A 23,253-nucleotide genomic window follows, 5' to 3' on the forward strand; every position below is an offset into this window, starting at 1 on the left:
TTACCGTATCCTGCCATGTAGTTTTGGGCTGTAATTAAGATTTCTGGATTTTGAGATTTTGAGATTTCGGGATTTGAAGAACTCGAAAGAGACCTGAATTTAGAGAAATCACAAAATCCCTGGATCCCAAAATCAGAAATATAAAAATAAATGTTATGAAGCACTTGATAACTGCTATCGCTTTGCTGTTGATACAGGTGAGCAGTAGCCATGCCCAGGAAACAGCCCTGCGCGTTAAACATTTTAACCTGCACGACCGTGTTGCCATTCAGGGCTATGACCCCGTAGCTTATTTTAAGCAAAACAAGGCGGAGAAAGGCAGTAAAGACCTTGCCGTATTTTATCAGGGCGCCACCTATTATTTTTCATCTGCCGCCAATAAAGATGAGTTTAAAAAGAACCCGGCGCTGTACGAACCGCAGTATGGGGGCTGGTGCGCCTATGCCATGGGCAGCAAGGGCGAGAAAGTATCCATTAATCCATCAACATTCAAGATCACCAATGGCAAATTGTACCTGTTCTATAATAAGTTGTTCAACAATACCCTTACCGACTGGAATAAGGAGGAAGCGGGGTTAAGAAGTAAAGCTGATGACAATTGGACGAAAATCAGTAAGCAATAGACATTGAGCTAAAAATGTAGCTGTTACCGGTTACCGGGTTCCTGTTACCGGGTAAAAAACCGGCGCTGTGACTATAGGTAGCGTGATCGACATCCAGGGCCTGGCTACAGGTAACCGGCAACAGGTAACATGAATTGAGAACTCTCAAAACATACATTTATATGAAAGCGAACACAATATTCATCTGGGCATTACGGTTATTAGCCGCCATAATCATGTTGCAAACCCTTTATTTTAAATTCACCGGGCACGAGCAATCGGTGGCCCTGTTCACACAATTGGGCATGGAACCCTGGGGGCGCATCGGCACCGGTGTACTGGAATTGATCGCTTCGATATTGATCCTGTATCCCAGAACTACGGGTTGGGGGGCAGCGTTGGGCCTGGGCCTGATGAGCGGCGCCCTTTTCTTTCACCTCACCAAAATAGGCATCGTTTTCGATGGAGATGCGGTACTGTTTATTTATGCCCTGATCACTTTTGTGTGTTGTTTGGTCCTCTTAGTTAAGTACTACCAACAGATCCCAATGTTGAGAAAGTTAATAAGTTGAACAGTGGAAGGCCTTAAACCGTAAGCCAATACATTGATATTGCCTGGAAGCCTGCAACCTGTGAAACTGAGGGGGCGGGGTGCGAACCGAAAACCGGTAACTGGTAACCGGTAATTGGCAACCAGGTGAGCAATATTTTCTACGCTTTTTGTTAATAACTTTAACAAATGATTTGTGTAACAGGGACTACATTACATTAAAAGGTATTTTATATGAAGTTTGTACTGGCATCTTTTCTGGCCCTGTTCCTTTTCCTAAACTTATCCGCCCAATCAATTACGCCCCTTGACAGCGCATCGCAGGTCACATTCAAAATAAAGAACCTCGGATTCAACACAACCGGCTCCTTTAGCGGCCTGGCGGGCACTATCACGTTCAACCCCGATAATCCGGATGGCTGCAGTTTTGATGTACATATAGATGCCAGCACGGTAAATACGGGGGTAGAATTACGCGATAAACACCTGCGCAGCGAGGATTATTTTGATGTTAAAAACTATCCAAAGATCAGGTTCGTATCTGTAAAAATCACAGGCACTAAAAAGAACGGAACATTATTTGTTTCCGGTAAGCTTACCATGAGAGGAATAACAAAGGATATTTCGTTTCCTTTTACATGGGAAACTATCAAAGATGGTTATTTATTCAATGGGTCGTTTAAGTTGAATCGCCGCGATTTTAAAGTGGGGGGTGGTAGTACAGTGAGTGATAATCTAACGGTGTTGTTAAAGGTAGTAGCAAAGAAAGTATAAGTTTTGATATACGATGAAGTTTTGAAACGGAAATTCTTAATAGAAAAATAATTATTTTTAGGAACAAAACCGACCAATGCAATTACAACAAGCTGTAAATACAATATTTGTACAATTGGCTGGTTCGCTCAGCCAGTTATCGCCACCGCAATACAGCCAGTCGTGTCAAACGCTGTTCAATAATACGATCGGCCAGCATGTGCGACACATCATTGAGCTGTTTCAATGCCTCGAGAACGGATATGAATCAGGTACGGTAAATTATGAAAGACGTAAGCGCGACACATTAATAGAAACCGATAAAGAGCTGGCGAGTCGCTTGTTGCTGGAAATTCACCAGGGGTTGAGCAAGCCCAATAAAACGCTCACGCTGGAAGCCTGTTACGATGAACACGTTGCTGAATCAATTGCCATAGAAACAAATTATTACCGCGAGGTAGCTTATAACCTCGAGCACACGATCCACCACATGGCCTTAATACGTGTAGGCATTACTGAAATTTCCACCATTCAATTACCTGATGATTTTGGCGTAGCATCGTCTACCGTTAAGTACCGTAAACAATGTGCACAGTAACCTTTATCCGCGTAGCGGATAAAATATATCTTACATCCAACCGCGATGAAAAGCATTGGCGTTCCAATGCGTTGCCACCTGCTGTATATCCATTTACTTCGGGCCGCCTGTTGTTCCCGAAAGATGGCGATGCCGGTGGTACCTGGATCGCTGCTCACGAAAACGGCAACGCGATCGTGTTTTTGAACGGGGCTTTTATCAGGCATATACCACAACCGCCTTACCGCAGAAGCCGGGGATTGATACTGCTTGATCTGCTGGATACGCCGGACCCGGTTATAGCTTTTAAAAATATGTCGTTAGTACAAATAGAGCCGTTCACTGCCGTGCTATGGAATAATGGTCAATTGTGTGAATGCCGCTGGGACGGACGACAAAAGTATACAGCTTTACTTTCAGTATCACAGCCGCACATCTGGTCGTCGGCTACCTTGTACGATGAAGAAGTGGTTGAAAAAAGAAAAAGCTGGTTTACTACATGGCTGCAGGAACATAAACAACTTTCACCCGACGATATTCTGCATTTTCATCAATTTACAGGCGACGGCGATACCCACAACGACCTGCGCATGAACCGCAACGGACAGGTATTTACCGTAAGCGTTACTTTACTGGCCCTTACCGGTGATGTGACGCAAATGCGCTACCTTGATCTCAAAAACAACACTGCTTTCACACAAAATTTAGTAGTCGAAAAATCAATGGCAGGCCATAATGAATAGCATACAACGAATCCTGCACCGACGGTTTTTTATAAAATTATTTCACTGGGAATACTGGAGCTTTAACAGTGTATACCTGTGCCTTTACCCGGTATGGTTCCTGTTATGCCTGCGGGCCCGGTCGTTCTTTTTCTTTGCCGCTTCCAATCCTTCCATCAGGAATGGCGGTTTTTTATGCGAAAGCAAAAAAGACATCATCAGCATTATTCCACCCCAATATCATCCGGCTACCGCTTTCTTTTCCATACCCGCCAATGGCGAAATGGTATTGCGCGACCTGGAGCGGGCCGGCTTGCAGTTTCCGCTTATTGGCAAACCCAATATCGGTGGGCGGGGCCGCGGCGTAAAAGTATTGCGCGATGAACAGGATGTGATCGATTATGTACGCCATGCATACCTTGACTTTCACATCCAGGAATTTGTTCCCTGGAAAAACGAAGTCGGTATTTTTTATGTGCGTTATCCCAACCAGGAGAATGGAATGATCACCGGCATTGTGGGCAAAGAGTTTTTATCGGTGACCGGAGATGACAGGCACACCATCCTTCATTTATTGCAACAGGATAAACGGGCCATCATGTACCTGGCGAGCCTGAAAAAGATCCATGGCGATAAGCTGAACTTCGTTTTACCTGAAGGTGAGAGAATGATCGTGTCGCCGTTTGGGAATCATGCCCGGGGGTCAAAATTCCTCGATGTAAGCCATCTGGCCGATGAAGCATTGACCCATGTTATTGATAAGATCTGTAAAGAGATCCCTGATTTTTATTTTGGCCGGCTCGATATCCGGTACGATACCTGGGAGGCATTGAAAGAAGGGAGAAATTTTTCCATCATTGAAGTGAATGGGGCAGGGGCGGAACCCACCCATATTTACGATCCGCGCCACTCTTTATTTTTTGCCTGGAAAGAGATCGTTCGCCACTGGATCATCCTCCTCCGCATCAGTCGCATGAATAAGAAGGTAGGACATCGGTACCTTAGCTTTCGGGAAGGCGTTGCCATGTTCAGGGAAGATAAGGAGTGGTCGAAGAAATTAGCAGCAATGACGGAATGAGGGCTAGTAGGAAGTAGCTAGTGGCTAGTAGGAAGAAAATAATAGGTAAGATTTTAAAATAAAGTGAAGCGATTAATTATGAGGTTTGAATAAAAGCCCTGCTAGCCATTTACTACTAGCCACTAGCCATATTATTTACAAACCACAACATTAGGAAGTTTTGTATCTAAAGATCTTCATTACAGGAATGTGCATCAGCTTCCTCGGTACTTTGCCGCTGGGAACCCTGAATATGGCGGCCATGCAGATCTCCGTTAGTGATGGCATTCGTCCGGCCCTGTATTTCTCGATTGGCGCTTTACTGGTAGAGATCATCTATGTGCGCATATCCCTGGTGGCGATGGACTGGGTGCAGAAACAACAAAGATTATTTCGCTGGCTCGAATGGTTCACCGTGCTGATCATTGCAGCACTGGCAGTGTCGAATTTTATAGCAGCGGCAAGCCCACATGCGCAAAAGAACGTTATTCTTTCCCACACCATACACCGCTTTTGGCTGGGGGTGGCCATGAGCGCCATTAACCCGGCCCAGATCCCTTTCTGGTTTGGCTGGAGCACTGCTTTGTTCACCAAAAAGGTGCTGTTACCGCGCTACGATCATTATAACACGTATATAGCTGGCATTGGCCTGGGAACATTCGTGGGCAACGCCATATTTATTTTCGGCGGACAATTGATCGTAAACCGCCTGAATGCGCATCACGACCTCATCAGTTGGATCATTGGGGGGGTGTTTGCGGTTACTGCTGTTATTATGAGTTGGAAGATAGTTAGAAGAAAGTAAGTGGGAATGAAAACAACAACAGCGAGTAGCGAGTGGCAAGGAGCGAGTAGGAAATTCAGAAAAAGCGCCCACTAGCCATTCACTACTAGCTACTAGCTACTAGCCCATTTCACGATTACCGACTGCCCCGCCTTTGCTAAGGCACCCTATTGGTTTTCCTCGTTGCCTTTCTTCCCCTAGAATATCAAAACTTTCATTATATTAACAATCAATTGTTTACATCTGACGATCATTTTTCTAATAACCAACACACCAAAAAAAACTGTTATGCGTTTTAAACCTCATACCCTGTTTCCGGTCTGAGACCGGATCATAAATCAAACCCCATGCAAAAAAAACAATCCATTTTCCTGGCTTTTACGGCCCTGTGCCTGATCACATTTTCATTTATAGCCTGTAAAAAAGATTCAAAAGCAGACAGCGATACCGTACCTGCACAGGATAACTCCCTGGCTGAATCGAATTACAACGATGTAAATACCATGGTAGACGCATCGGCCAATGCAGGCACCAGCTTTTCATTCAGACAAGCCACCAATGACAATACAGCAAGAATAGAAAATATTATGGGTAATTGCGGTTCTGTAACTATTGATACCACCAGCACCAACCGTACTATTGTCATTAATTTCGGCACCAGCAACTGCCTGTGCCTGGATGGCAGAAACCGCCGTGGTAAGATAATGGCTACCTGGACCGGTAAATACCGCGATCAGGGTACTGTAGTGAACATCACCTTCGATAACTATTTCGTAAACGACAACCAGATCAAAGGAACGCATAAGACTACCAACATGGGTCTGAATGCATCTAATAACCTCGTGTATAAAATTGAAGTGGATGGTTCTATTGTAAAAGCCAATAACGGCGGCACCATTACCTGGGTATCTACCCGTCAACGCGAATGGCTTGCCGGTTCCAGTACCCCGTTGAACATCCTGGATGATACGTATTCAATTACCGGTAATGCCAGTGGCACTATTGCTTCAGGTGAAGCGTATACGATCAATATTACCCAGGCGCTGGTTCGTAAAATGAGTTGTTACTGGTTCGAAAGTGGTAAAGTAGATGTAACGCCTGCCGGCCGTTTGACCCGTTCATTAGACTACGGTAGCAGTGGTTGCGATAATAAAGCTACTGTAACGATTGGTGGAGCTACGTTTGATATACTGTTGTACTAATTATTTGAACCATACCTGGCAATGTAATATAAAAACGCGCTATGCAACTTTATTTGCGTAGCGCGTTTTTTTATTAGGTGTGTAGGTGTATAGCGGGAAGCTGTCTTCCCACTAGCCACTTACTACTAGCTACTAGCCATTTCAGAAACCCACTTGTCTCTATCATCGGGACTAAACTTCCAGGGCGCAAAGTTATTCTCCACATTACTGAACATGGCGTTCCATTCCTGCGGTGCATTGCTTTCTTCCATGATCAGGGAGCGGCGCAGTTCAAGTATAATTTCCAGCGGACTGATGCTAACCGGGCATTCCTGTACGCAACTGTTACAGGTAGTGCAGGCGCGCAATTCTTCTACTGTAATATAATCGTGCAGCAGGGTTTTACCGTCCGCTTTAAAATCTCCGTTCTGATCGATATTCTTACCGATGTCTTCCATCCGGTCGCGGGTAGCCATCATGATCTTGCGAGGCGATAACTTCTTACCCGTAATAGTGGCCGGACAAGCGGCACTGCATCTTCCGCATTCGGTACAGGAATAGGCGTCGAGCAAATTGCGCCAGCTTAAGTCTGTTGCCTCTTTGGCGCCAAATGTAGAGGGCGGCGTTGCATTGGCCGGGGCCATTTCAGGCTGCATGGCATACAACACTTCGTTTTGAATAGCTGGCATGTTATTCATTTTGCCCATCGGTTGCAGCCGTGTATAATAAGCATTGGGAAATGCCAGTAATATATGCAGGTGTTTTGACCAGGGGAGGTAATTCAGGAAAGCAAAGATGCCCACGATGTGCAGCCACCAGCAGGTGCGTTCAATGCCTGCCAGGGCGCTATCGCTTAACCCGCCCAGCAATGGATGCAGGAGGGAAGAGAATAGAAAATTTCCAGTGACATTCTCACCATAATGGCCATGGCCACGCGCCTGTAAAATGGTATCGGCCGCGTTCATGGTGAGAAAAAGGCTCATCAGCACGATCTCCGTAATGAGAATATAATTGGCGTCGCTGCGCGGCCAACCATTCAGGTCGGGACTGGCCAGGCGTTTTACTTTTACAACGTTTCTTCTGATCAGGAAAACAACACAGGCCAGTAGAACGGTTACGGCCAGAAATTCAAAAGCGTTGATCAGGTAGGGATATACTGCACCGGCAAATGTTGCAAACAGGCGATGCGTGCCGAAGATGCCATCGATAACAATTTCCAGTACTTCAATATTAATGATCACGAAACCGGCATAGATAAAAAAGTGCAGGATGGCCACCATGGGATTGCGGAACATCTTTTTTTGCCCGAACGCGAGCAACAATACATTCTTCCAGCGTTCGCCCTTACGATCGTCGAAAGCAGCATCTTTACCGAGCAGAATATTACGGCGTATAGTCATTATCTTTTTACTAAAAAACCAAATGGCTGCAGCCGAAATGATGATAAATAGTATCTGAGGTATATATGACATAGAGCTAAGATAAGGTTAATTTGCTAATGGAATACAGCTCCAAGCCGCAAGCTGTAAGCCACAAGCAAAATGCAAAAGGCAAAATGTATTTGCTTGCGGCTTGAAGCGTGAAGCTTGCAGCTATTTATTAAGAACTTTCTTTAGCTTTGACCCCAAAAAATTCATGGCGCGTAATTATATACTCGATAAGGAAACGGTAGCCCGGAAATTGCAACGGATAGCTTATGAGATCATAGAGAACAATCTCGACGAACAGCATATCATCCTGGCCGGCATTCGCGAAAATGGCAGCGCCATTGCCCGTAATATGGAGAAATTATTACGGTCTATAAACAGCAATATTACCATTTGGAATATCGATATTTCCCTTGATAAAAAATCGCCTCACGACATCAGGCTGAGCGGAGAAACGGATTTTACCGATAAAGTGATCATTGTAATTGATGATGTGGCCAACAGTGGCAGAACCATGTTGTTTGCCATAAAACCGTTCCTGGCGTACCTGCCTAAAAAGATCCAGACGCTGGCGCTGGTAGAACGTACCCATAAAGTGTACCCCGTTAATACCGATTATGTAGGGCTTTCTGTAGCTACCACGCTGCAGGAACATATTTTTGTGGAAGTGGATGGGGATGTGGTTACGGGGGCTTATTTAGAGTAACATGTTACCGGAGAGGATATAGGATAATTTCCGGTTTAGTTATTGAGTTATTCAGTTCTGAGTTCTTGAGTTCTGAGTCCAACTAAATAACTTATAAACTCAATAACTTAATAACTGGTTTTAATAATACAAAGCATACATCTTCAACTTTCCTTTGGAATTTAGTGCGACCGCCGGCGCCGGAACCTTCACCATATTAGCTACCGACAATAGGGTGCGTAACCATTTCTTATTGGTTTTAATGCGGGTGAGATCAATATCGGGCGACAGTAAAAAATGGCGCTCCCGGGGAATATCGTACCGGTAAAACGTATTGCCCTGTTTATCGGTCCATCTGTTTTCAAACCCGCCCAGCATACCGTTGCTGTTATAACCTACGGCCATATTCAACCAGGCCGGCCATTTTGAATTGGGAAAAAAGGCATGCACATTGGCGCTCAGCCAATAGGTTTGCGAATTGTAATCTTTCAGCAGGCGTTCGGGCAAACTTTTGCCAAAAAGCTGGTTACGGCGGGCTACCAATTCCGGCGAATTGTAGTCATACGGCCAGTAGCTGAGTTTAATTTGAAGTCGTTGTTCTTTCCAGGTTAATTGCTGGGCCACAAACGAGGCGGCGCCAAGAGCATTGGCCGCCATATCGCCCCAGCTAAAGCCCCATTCACTGCTAAAGCCATCCTGAATTTCAATAATGCTTTGATAGGCCAATCCGCTAATGCCACCCAGCCAGGCGCTTTTCCGGTCGCTCAGGCCCGCCCATTGCCATAAACCGGCTGAGATGCGGCTAACCTGGTAAGTAGTCCAGGTGTGGCCGGCTTTATCCATCTGGTTCCATTCGCCATTATCATTAAAAAAATGGAAATCGCTTTTAGGATAATCTGCATACCAGGCTTTGTTTAAAGCGATGTAGGAGGCCGTCCACAGGGCAACATGCCCGCCGGCTACGAGCCAAAGGCGTTTATTAAGGAACTGGTTATGGGTTACCGGTTGCCGGGTGCCTTGGCTCAAATTTATGACTGCTTGATCGTTGGCAGGCATGCTGACATTAAGGTCCTGGTAACCGGGAACTGGCAGCCGGGAACTGATTTCACGTTTGTCGATTGCCGATTGCCGACTGCCGATTGCCGGCTGAGCATTCATATTAATACAAATAAAAATAAGCCCCAGGAAAATGATCGTTATTTTAAAAGAAGGGAGGTATATTTTTTGAATGAGATCTGTCACTATATCTATTTATGTTTGACCGCAAAAGTACGGTTCCGCCAATAAACCAATTGTCAAATCATAAAATTATATAACTTCAAACCTTCAATACAAACATCAAATTGAGCACTATGGATGGAGCAATTATGCAGCGCGTACAAGTTTGGAAAGACGGAAAATACGACGATGCCGCCAAACAGGAAATTGCCAGGCTTGAACGGGAAAACCCGGTGGAACTGGCCGATGCTTTTTATCGCAACCTGGAATTTGGTACAGGTGGTTTACGCGGGATTATGGGCATAGGGACCAACCGCATTAACAAGTATACGGTGGGCATGGCCACCCAGGGCTTCGCCAATTACCTCATTCAAACATATCCTGGCGGCATTATTCGTGTTGCCATTGCGCACGATAGCCGCAACAACAGCCGCCAGTTTGCCGAGATCACCGCCAATGTAATGGCAGCGAACGGCATTAAAGTATTTTTATTTGAAGCTTTACGTCCAACCCCTGAGTTGAGCTTTGCCATCAGGCACCTGGGCTGCCAGGGTGGGGTGGTATGTACCGCTTCGCACAATCCTAAAGAATATAACGGCTATAAAGCCTATTGGAACGATGGCGGGCAATTGGTACCGCCGCACGACAAAAACGTAATAAAAGAAGTAGAGAAAATTGATTCGGTTGATGAAGTGAAATGGAGTGGAGGTGAAGCCAATATTACAATTGTTGGGAAAGAAGTAGATGCCGCGTATATCGACATGGTTAAAAGCCTGAGCGTTTATCCTGAAGTGATCACCCGCCAACGCGATCTTAAAATTGTATATACACCCATACATGGTACCGGCATTACGATGGTGCCTGAGGTATTGCAACGATTTGGGTTTGCCAATGTGCACGTTGTGGAGGAGCAGTCGAAACCCGATGGCAATTTCCCCACCGTTGTATACCCGAACCCCGAAGAAAGCGAAGCTATGAGCATCGGTTTGAAAAAAGCCAAAGAGCTGGATGCCGATATTTTATTGGGAACCGATCCCGATGCCGACCGCGTGGGTATTGCCATTAAAGACAAACAGGGCAACTGGATGTTGATGAATGGGAATCAAACGGCCGTTCTGGCATTCAATTATATCATTGAAGCGCGTAAAGCCAAAGGCATTGCCCAAAAGAATGATTTTGTGGTAAAGACCATTGTTACAACGGACATGATCGACCGCATTGCAGCCGATAACAATGTAAAATGTTATAATGTATTGACCGGTTTTAAATGGATCGCTGAACTGATCAAAGAAAAAGAAGCCAGCGAAAATTACATCGTAGGCGGTGAAGAAAGCTATGGTTTGATGATCGGTAACAAGCTGCGCGATAAAGACGCCGTTTCGGCGGTGGCGCTGCTGTGCGAAATGGCTGCCTATGAAAAAGACAAAGGCAGAAGCCTGTATGAAAAACTGATCGACCTGTATGTGCAATACGGTTATTATAAAGAGCATTTGATCTCCATCACTAAAAAAGGCATGAACGGACAACGGGAAATCGCCGACATGATGGATGGCTATCGCAACAATCCGCCTGTAACCATTAACGGTTCACCGGTAGTGCACCTGCTCGATTATGAATTGCGCAAAGGCAAGAACCTGCAAACCGGCTCAGAATGGGATATCACGTTGCCTATATCCAATGTATTGCAATTTATACTGGCCGATGGCAGTAAGATCTCTGCCCGCCCCAGTGGTACAGAGCCTAAGATCAAATTCTATTTCAGTGTAAATACCACCATAAAGAGCGCCGCAGAGTTTGATTCAATTCAGGTACATGGGGAGCTGGATAAGCGGATCCAGGGGATTATTAGTGATATGGGGTTGAAGTAGGAAGTAAGAAATACAAATAAAAAAAGGAACAAAGTTGATTTTATATCTGCTTTGTTCCTTTTTCTTTCTATAGTAGTTTTCTTAATTACCAGCTTTGGGCGCTGTAGCTGCAGCTTCCTTCGCAGGAGGTGCAATGTTCAGTTTCTTGAACACGAGTAATAAAATATCGTCGGCATTAGGAAACGCGATCAATTGCTCTTTGGGCAGAATATAGGCATACCCGTTTTCTTTTGCTACTGCCTGTGATGTTTGAACCGCTTTTTGCTGAATAGGAGCCAGCAGGTCCTGTTCGTGTTTGTTCATCAATTGCTGAGCTTCCTGGTTAACAAAGTTGGTCCATTTAACATACAGCTCATTCAATTCCTTCCTTTTGATCTCCTTCAGGGCTGGCGTCCATTTTAAAGTGTCAGCACTTCTGGCAATGCTATCCTTGCGGATAAATTCCAGTTGATAGTCGGTTCCCTGCTGGATCAAGGCTTTTTGGTATTCCTGCATTTCAGCGGCGGCTTTCTTGTATTCCGGCATTGCGCTGATGAGTTCCTGCAGGCTTATATATCCAATTTTGTTTTGTGCGTTTTGTGCGTTTGTTTTGCTGGCCATAACCAGTAGACCAAGAGTGATCGCTGCTACAAAGTACCTTTTCATAATGGTGGGTTTAGAGTTATAGAGTCGCAAAAATAGCGGAATTCGTTGCTTCCGGAGAAAAATCCCAGGGGTTTATTTAGTCACTTTTACCCCAGTACTTTTTCGCTGATTTTGCCTGTCTTTTTGTCCTTCAGGATCACTTTTTTGGCGCCGTAATGCGTCACTTCCTCCTTTACCAGGTAATGGTCGGCATCGTATTCGGTAAGATGGCTGTCTTTGGTAACCCCTGTTCTGCCGCGCCAGATGTCGAGCTGAACCGGTTCCCACAGCTTGCTTTTAGCTGAGCGATAAGCCGCGTCGAGGATACAGTTCACCACGTAACCGTCGTAAAAGGTTTCTTTAGGCTCTTTGTCTGCCTCCAGGGCGTTGAACATATCCATGAACATATGATTATAGCCCAGTTCATTCAGTTCATCGCCTACCGGGAACAGCCAGCCGGTATTGCTCTCGGCTTTTTCGGCCACGTAATCTGCCCCTTTGCCGGAGGTGAACATGTCGAAACCGGTGCGCAAAAAGCTGTTGATCCAGATGGTGCCTTCAGAGCCCATCACCTCATCGCGCAGGTCGAGACCGCCGCGGAAAGTCCAGCTCACTTCAAATTGCCCGATGGCGCCGTTCTCGTATTTCACCAAACCGATAGCATGATCTTCGGCATCGATTGGTTTAACCTGGGTATCGGCCCAGCACATCACTTCTACCGGTTTTATATCTTTTCCAATATAGCTGCGGGTTATTTCAACACAGTGGCATCCCAGGTCGAGGATACAACCACCGCCGGCCTGCTCAATATCCCAGAACCAGTCGCTATGCGGGCCAGGATGGGTTTCGCGTGACTTGGCCCATAAGATCCGGCCGAGCGCTCCGTTTTTAACGCTCTCCAATGCTTTAATGAATTTGGGCGTATATACGAGGTCTTCGAGATAACCATTAAAAATACCAGCCTGTTCAACGGCCTGCAACATACGCTTTGCTTCCTCACCGTTGCGGCCAAGCGGTTTGGTGGTCATTACGGCTTTTTTATGCAGGCAGCACAGCATCACCGCCGCTTCGTGCAGGTTATTGGGCAGCGAAATACAAACAATATCTACGTCAGGATGCGCAATGGCTTCCTCCATATTGGTTGTGAAGTGCGCCACCTGGTAGTCCTGTGCAAATTTGCGGGCGCTTTCTTCGCGGCGCGAATAGATACTTACAATTTTATCACGACTTCTATATCCCTGAAGCGAATCGGCATAAAACCGGCCAATAAAGCCTGAGCCTAGCATTGCGATACGTGCCATATTTGTAGTTTATGGTTTGTTGTTTATTGTTTGTGGTTATTTTATTCGAAATTCACGAGCATATTTCAGGCTCGCAAAAATCAACATTCACTTTTACATCAAGACTTTATGCCTTGTTGCCTCGATATCTTCTCTTTAAACGTTACAATGAAAAACAGTAAAACGGCAGCGGCAAACCCTGCGGGCAACCACCAGAAGTTTTGCCATTGCTGCAAAGACAGTGCTTTGTCTGAACCCAAAAATTTATTGTATACCACACCGGCTGTTTGCGCGCCTACCAGCATACCTACGCCATACGTAACAAATACAATGAGGCCCTGTGCCTGTGCCCTGATGAGGGCGTTTGCTTTTTTATCAACGTATATCTGTCCGGTTACAAAGAAGAAGTCATAGCAAATACCATGCAGGGCAATACCGGTAAGAACCATCCAGCTTACCTGGTCGGGTGCGCCCAATGCAAACAGCGCATACCTGAGTACCCAGGCAAACATACCCGCCGCCAGCATCCATTTAACGCCCAACCGTAAGAAGAAGAAGGGCATCAGCACCATGAACAGGGTTTCAGAAACCTGTCCAACGGTTTGAGTAGCCGCAATGTTTTTAAATTGCAAGCCTTCTAAAAATATCTGGGTAAAATTATAATACGCAGCCAGCGGAATACAGATCAGGAAAGAACTGATCAGGAAAATAAAGAACGAAGGACTGGCCAGTTGTTTAAAAGCATCGATGCCGATTATACTGCTGGCCGATACTTTTCTGCCTGCAGCAGGTGGCGGTGTATTGGGCAGAAAGAAACTGTAAATACCTAGCAGCAGGCTGGCAGTAGCTGTCATATACAATGGCATGGAAGTTTCTTCCGGTTTTATAGTATCCGTTACAAAACGGCTTAAAACAAAACTGATGATCAGGCCGGCTACGATCCAGCCAATGGTACCAAAAACCCGGATGAACGGAAATTGTTTTTCCTGGTCGGTCATTTTGTGAAAGCAGATGGTATTGGCCAGGCTCATGGTTGGCATGTAGCACAGGTTATACGCCAGCAATAACAATATAAATACAACGGGGTTGCCAGTTGCAGAAGGTGTGAGGAACATAAAAATGGCGCCTAAAATATGTAATGTGCCCAGTACTTTTTGCGTAGCAAAAAAACGGTCTGCAATTAAGCCAACAAAGAAGGGAGCAATGATAGCCGCAACCGGGTTCACTGTATACGGCCAGTGGGTTAAATTGGCCATATCGTGATTACTCATATACACACCGATAGAAGTATACCACGAACCCCAGATAAAAAACTCCAGGAACATCATTATAGAAAATTGGACATACAACGAAGCTTTCATAATTGCAGGTTAATTTATTTCACCGTTTAGTTTTCGGTTTAAAGATATTGTTTCTGCTTATTCAAAACATATTTTAGATTGCTAAATAACTATTGCATGATGCAATTTGAAAATTACAACAAAATCATATGTATCGGTTATTAAAAAGAATAAGTGGCAAGGTGAACGTTGTTGTAATATAAATTTTGAATTATTTCCAGTTATTGTACATTTGTATAAGTACTTATATAATTTATGAGCTTTTATCAATCACTGGGATTTCTTGTATTCGGAAGCCGGTTGCGGCGGCTGAGCGAAGCTTTTCTGGCTGATGTAAATAAGATCTATGCATCGCACCAGTTATCGTTCGATGCAGCCTGGTTCCCGGTCTTTTATATTCTGAGCCGCCAGGAAACGGTTTCTATTAAAGACATTAGTGAAGAGCTGGGTATTTCGCATTCGGCGGTAAGCCAGTTGGTAAGCAGCCTGCAACAAAAAGGGCTTATCAAAACCACAACGGCCAATGATGATGCCCGCAAAAAAGTGGTGGCCTTCACCACCAAAGGAAAAAAATTGCAACAACAGGTGCAACCGGTATGGGATGCATTGCAACAGGCTATGGAAGCCCTTACGCAGGAAGGAAAGCACAGTAAAACCATTTTAACGGCCATTGGCGAAATAGAGCAGGGCTTGCAAAACGAATCTGTTTATAACCGGGTGCAAGCCATTTTACACCAGGTACAATAAGAAATTATATGCAACAGGATTTTTTTTACGGTATCGATCAATTAACGATTGGCAATGCCCTGGCCATAGCGAAGGGCCGGCAAAAAGGCGTGTTGAATGATGCGGCTATTGCCAACATTCAAAAAAGCCAGCAGCATGTGCAGCAAATTGTGGAGAACAATATAACCGTGTATGGCGTGAATACCGGTTTTGGCGTACTGGCCACCACGCCGGTATCGGAATCGGATACCCGCATTTTGCAACATAAGATCCTGCAAAGCCATAGTGTAGGTGTAGGTGAACCCATTCCGGTTGAAATTGCCAAACTCATGCTCATCACTAAAGTGCATGCATTGGCCCGGGGCTATTCAGGCGCGCAATTGACCACCCTGCAACGGATCATGTGGCATATTGAACAGGATATAATTCCGGTTGTGCCCGAAAAGGGTAGCGTTGGCGCTTCGGGCGACCTGGCTCCATTAGCGCATTTGTTTTTGCCATTGATAGGTTTGGGTGAAGTATTTTATAAAGGAAGAAGATACAGGGCTCAGGAAGTATTGCAGCAGTTTGAACTGCCACCCATTCAACTGGGACCAAAAGAAGGCCTGGCGCTTATCAACGGTACGCAATTCATCTTGTCGTTTGCAGTAAAAGCGGTGCAACGCATGCACTATTGCCTGGAAGCCGCAGACATCATTGGCGCCATGAGCCTGGAAGCATTGACCGGCACCAAAGCGCCCTTTGATGAACGATTACACCGGTTACGCCCATTCGCAGGCAATGAACTGGTGGCGCAACGACTACGCTTATTATTGCACCAGAGCGATATTATGCAAAGCCATGTTGATTGCGGCCGGGTGCAGGACCCTTATAGTTTGCGCTGTATGCCGCAGGTACATGGCGCCAGTCGCAATGCCTGGCTGCACCTGAAGCAGCTTACCGAAACAGAACTGAATTCAGTAACCGATAATCCTATTATCCTAAGCGCTGATGATACCATCAGCGGCGGCAATTTTCACGGACAACCGTTGGCATTGCCGCTCGACTATGCCTGTATAGCGGCTGCGGAAGCGGGCAATATCTCTGACCGCAGAACGTATTTGTTGTTGGAAGGAAAATGGGGATTGCCTGTATTACTAATGAGAAATGTGGGGTTGAACAGTGGCTTTATGATCCCGCAGTATACTACTGCAGCATTGGTCACAGAAAACAAGACCTTGTGTTTTCCTGCAAGCGCAGATAGTATTCCCACTTCATTGGGGCAGGAAGATCATGTAAGCATGGGCAGCATCAGTGGTCGAAAATTGAACCAGGTGCTGGATAACCTGGAATACATTTTAGCTATTGAATTGTTGAGTGCCTGCCAGGCCATTGAGTTCAGGCGGCCATTAAAAAGCAGTGAGATCCTGGAGTCGGCACATGATTATGTGCGCCAGTTTGTAAGTTTTGCCGAAGAGGATAGAATTTTTGCAGATGATATAGACAAAATAAAGCGCATCATCAGTGATTTTTCGTTTGTGGGGCATTGTAATGAACTGGCCAGCTTGAAAAAGATCAATTTAAATAAGGGGTACGAGACGTTTGAAGTGTGATGGGTGAAGTTTTGTAACTTTAAAGAATGTCAAAAAGGGTCTCAGATAAAAAAGAACAATATGAGTAATTCAACCACTTCACAATACGATATAAAAAAATACAAAACCCCCACCGGTTCACAACTTACCTGCAAAGGCTGGGTACAGGAAGCGGCATTGCGGATGTTATTGAACAACCTCGATCCTGCCGTAGCAGAACGGCCAGATGACCTCATCGTATATGGCGGGCGCGGAAAAGCAGCACGTAATTTTGAGGCGCTGGATATGATCATTCAATCGTTAAAAGACCTGAATGATAACGAAACCCTGCTGATACAAAGCGGCAAACCCGTAGGTATTTTACAAACACATCCCAATGCACCCCGCGTACTGATCTCCAATTCACAACTCGTACCCAAATGGGCTACCTGGCAACATTTCGATGAACTGGAAAGAAAAGGCCTGATGATGTACGGGCAAATGACTGCCGGTTCCTGGATCTACATAGGCAGCCAGGGTATTGTACAGGGCACGTATGAAACCTATGCCGCTGCTGCCAATAAGCATTTTGGCGGTTCGCTCAAAGGCACACTGAATGTAACAGCCGGTTTAGGCGGAATGGGCGGAGCGCAGCCCCTGGCCATTACCATGAATGAAGGCGTAGCATTGGTCGCAGAAGTAGAAGAGTGGCGGATTGACAAACGCATCGAAACAAAATACCTCGATGTAAAAATGACAAGTATTGATGCCGCTATCGATCGCGCTTTAAAGGCAAAAGAAAAAGGCGAAATATTGTCAATCGGGGTGCTATGTAATGCGGTTCATTTGCTACAACGATTGGTTGAGAGAAACATTGTTCCCGATACATTGACCGATCAAACCTCTGCACACGATCCTTTGATCGGTTACTGGCCGCATGAAATTTCCTATGAGCAGGCAAAGGTTTTGCGTGAGCAAAATGCCGATCAATATATTGAGTATGCATACAACAGCATGTACCGCCATGTGCAATTGATGCTGGAATTACAACAAAAAGGCGCTATCACGTTTGATTATGGCAACAATATCCGGGCGCGGGCGCAGGAGAAAGGATTGAAAAACGCATTCGATTTTCCGGGGTTTGTTCCGGCTTATATCCGTCCCTTGTTTTGTGAGGGCAAAGGGCCTTTCCGCTGGGCGGCATTGAGCGGCGATCCGCACGATATAGCAGTAACTGATGATGTTATTGGTAGTATGTTCCCGGAAAATACCTCATTGCAACGCTGGTTAAAACTGGCTAAAGAAAAAATAGCCTTTCAGGGATTACCGGCACGGATCTGCTGGCTGGGACAGGGAGAAAGAGAAAAAGCCGGACTGGCGTTCAATGAACTTGTACGATCTGGAAAAGTAAAAGCACCAATAGTCATCGGGCGCGATCATCTGGATACCGGTTCAGTGGCTTCACCCAATCGGGAAACAGAATCCATGCCCGATGGAAGTGATGCCGTGGCAGACTGGCCCATCTTAAATGCATTGGTAAATACGGCAGGCGGCGCCAGTTGGGTGAGTTTGCATCATGGGGGTGGCGTAGGAATGGGTTATAGCATTCATGCAGGCATGGTGATCGTTGCCGATGGAACAGAAGAAGCAGCTTTACGATTAGGGCGGGTTCTAAGAAATGATCCGGGGATGGGAGTTATACGACATGCAGACGCGGGATATGACGTAGCAAAAGAAACTTCTATAAAATTTGACCTGGATTTAAGAAAACGGTTTCATAGATAAAATAATTTTTCTATTTTGCTACGGATACCACCGACCCAACCGCGGATAAAATGGTATTTATACGATGGACAAAATATCTCCCTATTCTGTGCGTTGTAGCAGATATGAAGATAAACATGTATGAAAAATCCGAAATATGAAAACAACCCTTTCCTTGTTCTTTTTTGCTTTAGTCGCTAGCACCGCTTTTTCCCAAACAAAAGTAGGCCTCAAAATTATTCAAAACGGCGCTCCTGTTACGCCTGTTAACGGAGAATATGAATTAAAGAAAGCCCCCTTCTCTGTAGAATTCACATTTGACGTTAATAACTATGATGGTGTATTCGTTTACGCCGACTTTACCGACGCTGTTTATAAAACCGGCGACAAAGCCGCTTTACCCGACCTGCAAGACATTCCCTACAAAGTTGTTAAGGAAGATAATTTCAACCCCAGCAAACAAATTGCTATCAATTCAGACACCTGGGCATTCTGGTATTACAATAAGGAGAAAAACGAATACCGGTTCGACAGAGATATTAAAACAGTGGATGCCAATACTATGGTTGCCACAAGAACTGTTGAGCAGGTTTATTTTCCTGTTAAGGAAAAAACAGTAAAAGTAGCTGAGTTCACCGAACCGCTATACTTGTTTTTCCTGGTAACCAATCCGTACAACCAAAGAGGTGTAGTAAGAGAATTGTACCGCCAGCGGATGAAACTGAATTTTAAGTAAAGCAAAGGAACATACAATATTAAAGGGAGATGAAGTTGCTGCACTTCATCTCCCTTTCTTTTTTTATTGCTCCCTAAAAATCTCCAAATCAGCCATTTCCCCCTCATTGGCACTATAATTTCTTTAGTAATACTACTATAAAACAGGCCTGGTGCATACGTACCTGGTAAGGCTTTTTATTATTCATTGGTTAACTGTTTGTTCTATGGGACGATTGATTATTATATCTAACCGGCTACCATTTTCTATTGATCACGAGGGCGATCAGCTTACGTTGCGGCAAAGCTCGGGAGGACTGGTATCTGCTATTAAAAGTTACTTCGAAAGTGATAGTTCTAAACGATTTACAGAAAAACTGTGGTTAGGTGTAGCAGATTTTCCCCAAAATGAATGGAGTATGGTGTCTGAACAATTAGAGGGTCGTGATTTTCAAATTATTCCATTATTTCCCAATAAGATCTTATACAAAGATTATTACAACGGGTTCTCCAACTCCGTATTATGGCCGTTATTCCATTATTTTCCCAGCCTGGTTGAAAACCAGGCGCATTATTATGACGCGTATGTAAAGGTCAATAAGTTATTTGCCGATAAGTTAATTCCTATTTTACAACCCGACGATACAATATGGATCCACGATTACCAATTGATGATGATGCCTGACATGTTGCGTACAGAAAGGCCGGATATTACAGTTGGTTTCTTTTTGCATATTCCATTTCCATCGTATGAGCTGTTCAGAACACTGCCGACAGATTGGAAGGCCTCTATATTGCGGGGTGTATTGGGCAGCGACCTGATAGGCTTCCACACGCATGATTATGCGCAGCATTTCCTGCAATCGGTAAAAATGATCCTTGGGGTGGATAGTAATTTTCACAACATACAATACCAGGACCGTTTAATAAAGGCCGATCTGTTCCCGATCAGCATCGATTATAAAAAATTTAATACGGCCTGTAACGATCCGGAAACAAAACAATATTATAACGAGATCAGAAATAATTTTGAAGGTAAGAAGATCATTTTTTCTGTCGACAGACTGGATTATACCAAAGGATTGATGGACCGCCTGAACGCTTATGATTATTTCCTGGAGCAATATCCTGAATGGCGTGAAAATGTAGTCTTTATTTTGAATATCGTGCCTTCCCGCGATGATATTCAGGCGTATACCGAGCGGAAACAACAAATAGAACAAAAGATCGGCACCATTAATGGTAAAATTTCTACCATCACCTGGCAGCCCATCATCTATCGATACACCCATCTTCCATTCAGTGAACTGGCCGCATTGTATAAATCGGCCGATGTAGCGTTGATAACACCATTACGCGATGGCATGAACCTGGTTGCCAAAGAATACGTAGCCAGTTGTTCTGCCCGAAAAGGCGTATTGATCTTAAGTGAACTGGCCGGCGCCGCCAACGAACTCAATGAAGCGCTGCTGGTAAACCCTACCGATACCATTGAAGTAGCCAATGCCATCAACCGGGCATTGACCATGCCGCCGGAAGAGCAGCAACACCGCATGGTATTGATGCAACAGCGGCTGTCGGATTATGATGTTATAAAATGGGTAAGTGATTTCCTGGATCAATTGTCGAATGTTAAACTGGAACAACAAAAACAACAATCAAAATTGCTCGACGATCGCATAGGTTCGCAAATACATTTGCATTACCAGATGGCAGGCAGCCGGTGCCTGTTACTGGATTACGATGGTACACTGGTACCTTATGCGCGGCTACCGGTAGAGGCCAGGCCCAATGAAGAGTTGAGAGATATATTGACCAATTTAACGGCTGATCCTAAAAATAACGTGGTGATCATCAGCGGCCGTGAAGCTGATACCCTGGAGCGATGGCTGGGCGATCTGTCTTTAATGCTCGTGGCAGAGCATGGCGCCAGCTTCAAACCCAAAGGCGAACAATGGCAGCAGACGGTATCTATTCCCGACCAATGGAAAAACGAGATCCGCCCGATCATGCAAATGTTCGTGACCCATTGTGTTGGTTCTTTTATTGAAGAAAAAACCAATACACTGGCCTGGCATTACCGCAATACGCACCCCGACCTGGGTTTTACGCGGTCAAGGGAGTTGATCAATAACCTGACACAGCTCCTGCAGAACACCATGCTTCAGGTAGTGGATGGCAACAAAGTAGTGGAAGTTCGTATGTCGGGATTTGATAAAGGCATTATGGCCCTGAAAATAGTGAACGATCTGCAACCGGATTTTGTATTATGTATGGGTGATGATACTACCGATGAGGATATGTTTAAAGCGCTGGGTGAACGGGCCTATAGCATTAAAGTCAGCAATGGCCCAACTGCGGCGCAATACACGGTTTTCTCGCAACAAAAGGTGTTGCAATTATTAAAAAAACTCATGTTACCAATTGGTAACAAACAATATGCGGGAACATAAATAATAATTTCAGATAATGTCCGACGTATCAATCAGGCGTGGCACGGTTTCAAACCGTGCCACGCCTATTAAGGAGGTCAGCCATCATAATTCATTCACAGATTTTCAAATTACACTATCTTCACTCCATGCCAGGAATGCTGATCGCCAATATCAAACAACTCGTTAATGTGCGGGCGCAATGGCCCGTATTGCGGGGAAAAGAACTAGCCGAACTTCCGTGTATAGATAACGCATATTTACTTATTGAAGATGATACCATCGTTGATTATGGGCCCATGGAGCAACTGGCTTCCAACCATTCTGCATTGCCCGCAGACAGCATAGATGCCACTGGAAAATTGGTACTGCCCGCCTGGTGCGATAGCCATACCCACCTGGTATTTGCTGCAAGCCGGGAAAACGAATTTATCGATAAGTTAAAAGGACTTAGTTACGCAGAGATTGCAGCGCGGGGCGGCGGCATTCTAAACTCAGCCCGTAAATTAAATGACGCCTCTGAAGACGAACTGTTCAACCTGGCCTGGAAACGCCTGCAGGAGCTGAGCGCATTAGGTACCGGCGCTATTGAAATTAAAAGCGGGTACGGACTAACTGTGCCGGGTGAACTTAAAATGTTGCGGGTAATAAAAAAGTTGCGCGAAAGATCGAATGTTACTATCAAAGCTACTTTCCTTGGCGCGCATACCTACCCGGTGGAATATAAAGAGAATCACCAGGGATATATTGATTTGATCATACAGGAAATGCTGCCTGTTATTGCCCGCGAACAACTGGCCGATTATATTGATGTGTTTTGTGAAACGGGTTTCTTTTCGGCGGCTGAAACAGAAATGATCTGCCGGGCGGGAATGCAATATGGACTAAAGCCAAAAATTCACGCCAACCAATTGAATTTATCAGGGGGTGTGCAAACCGGGGTTGCATTGGGCGCTGTAAGTGTCGATCACCTGGAAACAATGGATGAAGCGGCGATCAGGGCCCTGGCCGGTTCATCAACCATTGGAACATTATTACCTACGGCAGCCTTCTTTTTAAGAATGCCGTTTCAGCCGGCACGCGCGCTGATTGATGCAGGATGCGCCATAGCACTGGCTTCTGATTTTAATCCCGGTTCATCGCCCAGCGGTAACATGAATATGGTTGTTAATATGAGTTGTATACAAATGAAAATGCTGCCTGAAGAAGCGATCAATGCGGCAACCCTCAATGGCGCCTGGGCTATGGAATGTGCCCGGGAACTCGGTAGCATTTCAACCGGTAAAATAGCCAACCTGATCATTACAAAACCAGTACCTTCCCTTGCATATCTACCTTATTCATTTGGATCGAATTTAATAGAGCAGGTGATAATAAAAGGAGAACGGGTTGTTTGAAA

The 23,253-nt window shown here is 45.2% G+C and carries 22 protein-coding genes; 16 read left to right on the plus strand and 6 right to left on the minus strand.

The features are described 5' to 3' along the window. The first annotated feature begins 155 nt into the window (after positions 1-155). Positions 156-623 carry a YHS domain-containing (seleno)protein gene (locus tag FAM09_RS29960; RefSeq protein WP_136580861.1) on the plus strand — a complete coding sequence of 156 codons (468 nt, stop codon included), beginning with the start codon at positions 156-158 and terminating at the stop codon, positions 621-623. Here the strand turns inward: FAM09_RS29960 and FAM09_RS30850 are convergent. Then, positions 610-771 (minus strand): hypothetical protein, encoded by a 162-nt coding sequence (locus tag FAM09_RS30850; protein ID WP_153825486.1) that lies wholly within the window; start codon positions 769-771, stop codon positions 610-612. The genes FAM09_RS29960 and FAM09_RS30850 overlap by 14 nt on opposite strands. Before the next feature lie 13 nt (positions 772-784). Between FAM09_RS30850 and FAM09_RS29965 the strand changes: the two genes are divergently transcribed. The 7 genes from FAM09_RS29965 (at position 785) to FAM09_RS29995 (ending at position 6,247) form a co-directional block, all read left to right on the plus strand. Beyond that, a complete protein-coding gene (locus tag FAM09_RS29965; RefSeq protein WP_136580862.1) occupies positions 785-1,174 on the plus strand; it encodes a DoxX family protein in 390 nt (129 codons plus the stop codon). Between the two features lie 212 nt (positions 1,175-1,386). Continuing rightward, positions 1,387-1,926: a YceI family protein gene (locus FAM09_RS29970; protein ID WP_136580863.1), complete on the plus strand. Its 540-nt coding sequence runs from the start codon at positions 1,387-1,389 to the stop codon at positions 1,924-1,926. 76 nt (positions 1,927-2,002) lie between these two features. Continuing rightward, entirely contained in the window at positions 2,003-2,503 is a 501-nt protein-coding gene (locus tag FAM09_RS29975; RefSeq protein ID WP_136580864.1) for a DinB family protein, read from the plus strand. Beyond that, a complete protein-coding gene (locus FAM09_RS29980; RefSeq protein ID WP_136580865.1) occupies positions 2,491-3,225 on the plus strand; it encodes an NRDE family protein in 735 nt (244 codons plus the stop codon). The genes FAM09_RS29975 and FAM09_RS29980 overlap by 13 nt, the downstream gene beginning before the upstream one ends. Next, positions 3,218-4,282: a D-alanine--D-alanine ligase gene (locus FAM09_RS29985; protein ID WP_136580866.1), complete on the plus strand. Its 1,065-nt coding sequence runs from the start codon at positions 3,218-3,220 to the stop codon at positions 4,280-4,282. The genes FAM09_RS29980 and FAM09_RS29985 overlap by 8 nt, the downstream gene beginning before the upstream one ends. Before the next feature lie 160 nt (positions 4,283-4,442). After that, on the plus strand, positions 4,443-5,066 hold the full coding sequence (locus FAM09_RS29990; protein WP_136580867.1) for a LysE family translocator: 624 nt from the start codon (positions 4,443-4,445) through the stop codon (positions 5,064-5,066). 326 nt (positions 5,067-5,392) lie between these two features. Further along, the gene (locus FAM09_RS29995) at positions 5,393-6,247 is read left to right on the plus strand and encodes a hypothetical protein (protein ID WP_136580868.1); all 855 of its coding nucleotides are present in this window, start codon (positions 5,393-5,395) and stop codon (positions 6,245-6,247) included. Between the two features lie 125 nt (positions 6,248-6,372). Here FAM09_RS29995 and FAM09_RS30000 read toward each other — a convergent pair whose 3' ends face one another. Continuing rightward, positions 6,373-7,698: a (Fe-S)-binding protein gene (locus FAM09_RS30000; protein WP_136580869.1), complete on the minus strand. Its 1,326-nt coding sequence runs from the start codon at positions 7,696-7,698 to the stop codon at positions 6,373-6,375. Positions 7,699-7,861: 163 nt separating this feature from the next. Here FAM09_RS30000 and FAM09_RS30005 point away from each other — a divergent pair, with 163 nt between their 5' ends. After that, positions 7,862-8,359 (plus strand): phosphoribosyltransferase family protein, encoded by a 498-nt coding sequence (locus tag FAM09_RS30005; protein ID WP_136580870.1) that lies wholly within the window; start codon positions 7,862-7,864, stop codon positions 8,357-8,359. Between the two features lie 120 nt (positions 8,360-8,479). Here the strand turns inward: FAM09_RS30005 and FAM09_RS30010 are convergent, their stop codons facing one another. Then, positions 8,480-9,580 (minus strand): DUF2279 domain-containing protein, encoded by a 1,101-nt coding sequence (locus FAM09_RS30010; protein WP_136580871.1) that lies wholly within the window; start codon positions 9,578-9,580, stop codon positions 8,480-8,482. A 110-nt stretch (positions 9,581-9,690) separates the two neighbouring features. On the opposite strand from FAM09_RS30010, the gene FAM09_RS30015 reads away from it, so the two are divergent. Beyond that, positions 9,691-11,424, plus strand: coding sequence for a phospho-sugar mutase (locus FAM09_RS30015; RefSeq protein ID WP_136580872.1), 1,734 nt, complete (start codon positions 9,691-9,693; stop codon positions 11,422-11,424). A gap of 81 nt (positions 11,425-11,505) precedes the next feature. Here FAM09_RS30015 and FAM09_RS30020 read toward each other — a convergent pair whose 3' ends face one another. From FAM09_RS30020 to FAM09_RS30030, 3 genes are all read right to left on the minus strand, one after another. Beyond that, positions 11,506-12,069, minus strand: coding sequence for an OmpH family outer membrane protein (locus FAM09_RS30020; protein WP_136580873.1), 564 nt, complete (start codon positions 12,067-12,069; stop codon positions 11,506-11,508). 86 nt (positions 12,070-12,155) lie between these two features. Continuing rightward, positions 12,156-13,349, minus strand: a complete 1,194-nt coding sequence (locus tag FAM09_RS30025; protein ID WP_136580874.1) for a Gfo/Idh/MocA family protein — start codon at positions 13,347-13,349, stop codon at positions 12,156-12,158. Positions 13,350-13,447: 98 nt separating this feature from the next. Next, complete coding sequence (locus FAM09_RS30030; protein ID WP_136580875.1) at positions 13,448-14,689, minus strand: MFS transporter; 1,242 nt, start codon at positions 14,687-14,689, stop codon at positions 13,448-13,450. 234 nt (positions 14,690-14,923) lie between these two features. On the opposite strand from FAM09_RS30030, the gene FAM09_RS30035 reads away from it, so the two are divergent. From FAM09_RS30035 to hutI, 6 genes are all read left to right on the plus strand, one after another. Beyond that, entirely contained in the window at positions 14,924-15,415 is a 492-nt protein-coding gene (locus FAM09_RS30035) for a MarR family winged helix-turn-helix transcriptional regulator (protein WP_136580876.1), read from the plus strand. Between the two features lie 8 nt (positions 15,416-15,423). Further along, positions 15,424-16,986, plus strand: coding sequence for a histidine ammonia-lyase (gene hutH, locus FAM09_RS30040; RefSeq protein ID WP_136580877.1), 1,563 nt, complete (start codon positions 15,424-15,426; stop codon positions 16,984-16,986). A gap of 60 nt (positions 16,987-17,046) precedes the next feature. Continuing rightward, complete coding sequence (gene hutU, locus FAM09_RS30045) at positions 17,047-18,729, plus strand: urocanate hydratase (RefSeq protein WP_136580878.1); 1,683 nt, start codon at positions 17,047-17,049, stop codon at positions 18,727-18,729. 136 nt (positions 18,730-18,865) lie between these two features. Then, positions 18,866-19,444, plus strand: coding sequence for a hypothetical protein (locus FAM09_RS30050; protein ID WP_136580879.1), 579 nt, complete (start codon positions 18,866-18,868; stop codon positions 19,442-19,444). Between the two features lie 205 nt (positions 19,445-19,649). After that, positions 19,650-21,875: a bifunctional alpha,alpha-trehalose-phosphate synthase (UDP-forming)/trehalose-phosphatase gene (locus FAM09_RS30055; RefSeq protein WP_136580880.1), complete on the plus strand. Its 2,226-nt coding sequence runs from the start codon at positions 19,650-19,652 to the stop codon at positions 21,873-21,875. Positions 21,876-22,003: 128 nt separating this feature from the next. Continuing rightward, complete coding sequence (gene hutI / locus FAM09_RS30060) at positions 22,004-23,251, plus strand: imidazolonepropionase (RefSeq protein ID WP_136580881.1); 1,248 nt, start codon at positions 22,004-22,006, stop codon at positions 23,249-23,251. The last annotated feature ends 2 nt before the right edge of the window (positions 23,252-23,253 follow it).

The organism is Niastella caeni (assembly GCF_004834005.1).
Lineage (GTDB): Bacteria > Bacteroidota > Bacteroidia > Chitinophagales > Chitinophagaceae > Niastella > Niastella caeni.

Coding starts and splice junctions, on each gene's coding strand:
- FAM09_RS30005 (WP_136580870.1), top strand. CDS start 7,862: ATGGCGCGTAATTATATACTCGATAAGGAAACGGTAGCCCGGAAATTG.
- FAM09_RS30000 (WP_136580869.1), bottom strand. CDS start 7,698: ATGTCATATATACCTCAGATACTATTTATCATCATTTCGGCTGCAGCC.
- FAM09_RS30050 (WP_136580879.1), top strand. CDS start 18,866: ATGAAAACAACCCTTTCCTTGTTCTTTTTTGCTTTAGTCGCTAGCACC.
- FAM09_RS29975 (WP_136580864.1), top strand. CDS start 2,003: ATGCAATTACAACAAGCTGTAAATACAATATTTGTACAATTGGCTGGT.
- FAM09_RS30030 (WP_136580875.1), bottom strand. CDS start 14,689: ATGAAAGCTTCGTTGTATGTCCAATTTTCTATAATGATGTTCCTGGAG.
- FAM09_RS29960 (WP_136580861.1), top strand. CDS start 156: ATGAAGCACTTGATAACTGCTATCGCTTTGCTGTTGATACAGGTGAGC.
- FAM09_RS30015 (WP_136580872.1), top strand. CDS start 9,691: ATGGATGGAGCAATTATGCAGCGCGTACAAGTTTGGAAAGACGGAAAA.
- FAM09_RS30025 (WP_136580874.1), bottom strand. CDS start 13,349: ATGGCACGTATCGCAATGCTAGGCTCAGGCTTTATTGGCCGGTTTTAT.
- FAM09_RS29970 (WP_136580863.1), top strand. CDS start 1,387: ATGAAGTTTGTACTGGCATCTTTTCTGGCCCTGTTCCTTTTCCTAAAC.
- FAM09_RS29980 (WP_136580865.1), top strand. CDS start 2,491: ATGTGCACAGTAACCTTTATCCGCGTAGCGGATAAAATATATCTTACA.
- hutU (WP_136580878.1), top strand. CDS start 17,047: ATGAGTAATTCAACCACTTCACAATACGATATAAAAAAATACAAAACC.
- FAM09_RS30020 (WP_136580873.1), bottom strand. CDS start 12,069: ATGAAAAGGTACTTTGTAGCAGCGATCACTCTTGGTCTACTGGTTATG.
- FAM09_RS29985 (WP_136580866.1), top strand. CDS start 3,218: ATGAATAGCATACAACGAATCCTGCACCGACGGTTTTTTATAAAATTA.
- FAM09_RS30055 (WP_136580880.1), top strand. CDS start 19,650: ATGGGACGATTGATTATTATATCTAACCGGCTACCATTTTCTATTGAT.
- hutI (WP_136580881.1), top strand. CDS start 22,004: ATGCCAGGAATGCTGATCGCCAATATCAAACAACTCGTTAATGTGCGG.
- FAM09_RS29995 (WP_136580868.1), top strand. CDS start 5,393: ATGCAAAAAAAACAATCCATTTTCCTGGCTTTTACGGCCCTGTGCCTG.
- FAM09_RS30035 (WP_136580876.1), top strand. CDS start 14,924: ATGAGCTTTTATCAATCACTGGGATTTCTTGTATTCGGAAGCCGGTTG.
- hutH (WP_136580877.1), top strand. CDS start 15,424: ATGCAACAGGATTTTTTTTACGGTATCGATCAATTAACGATTGGCAAT.
- FAM09_RS29965 (WP_136580862.1), top strand. CDS start 785: ATGAAAGCGAACACAATATTCATCTGGGCATTACGGTTATTAGCCGCC.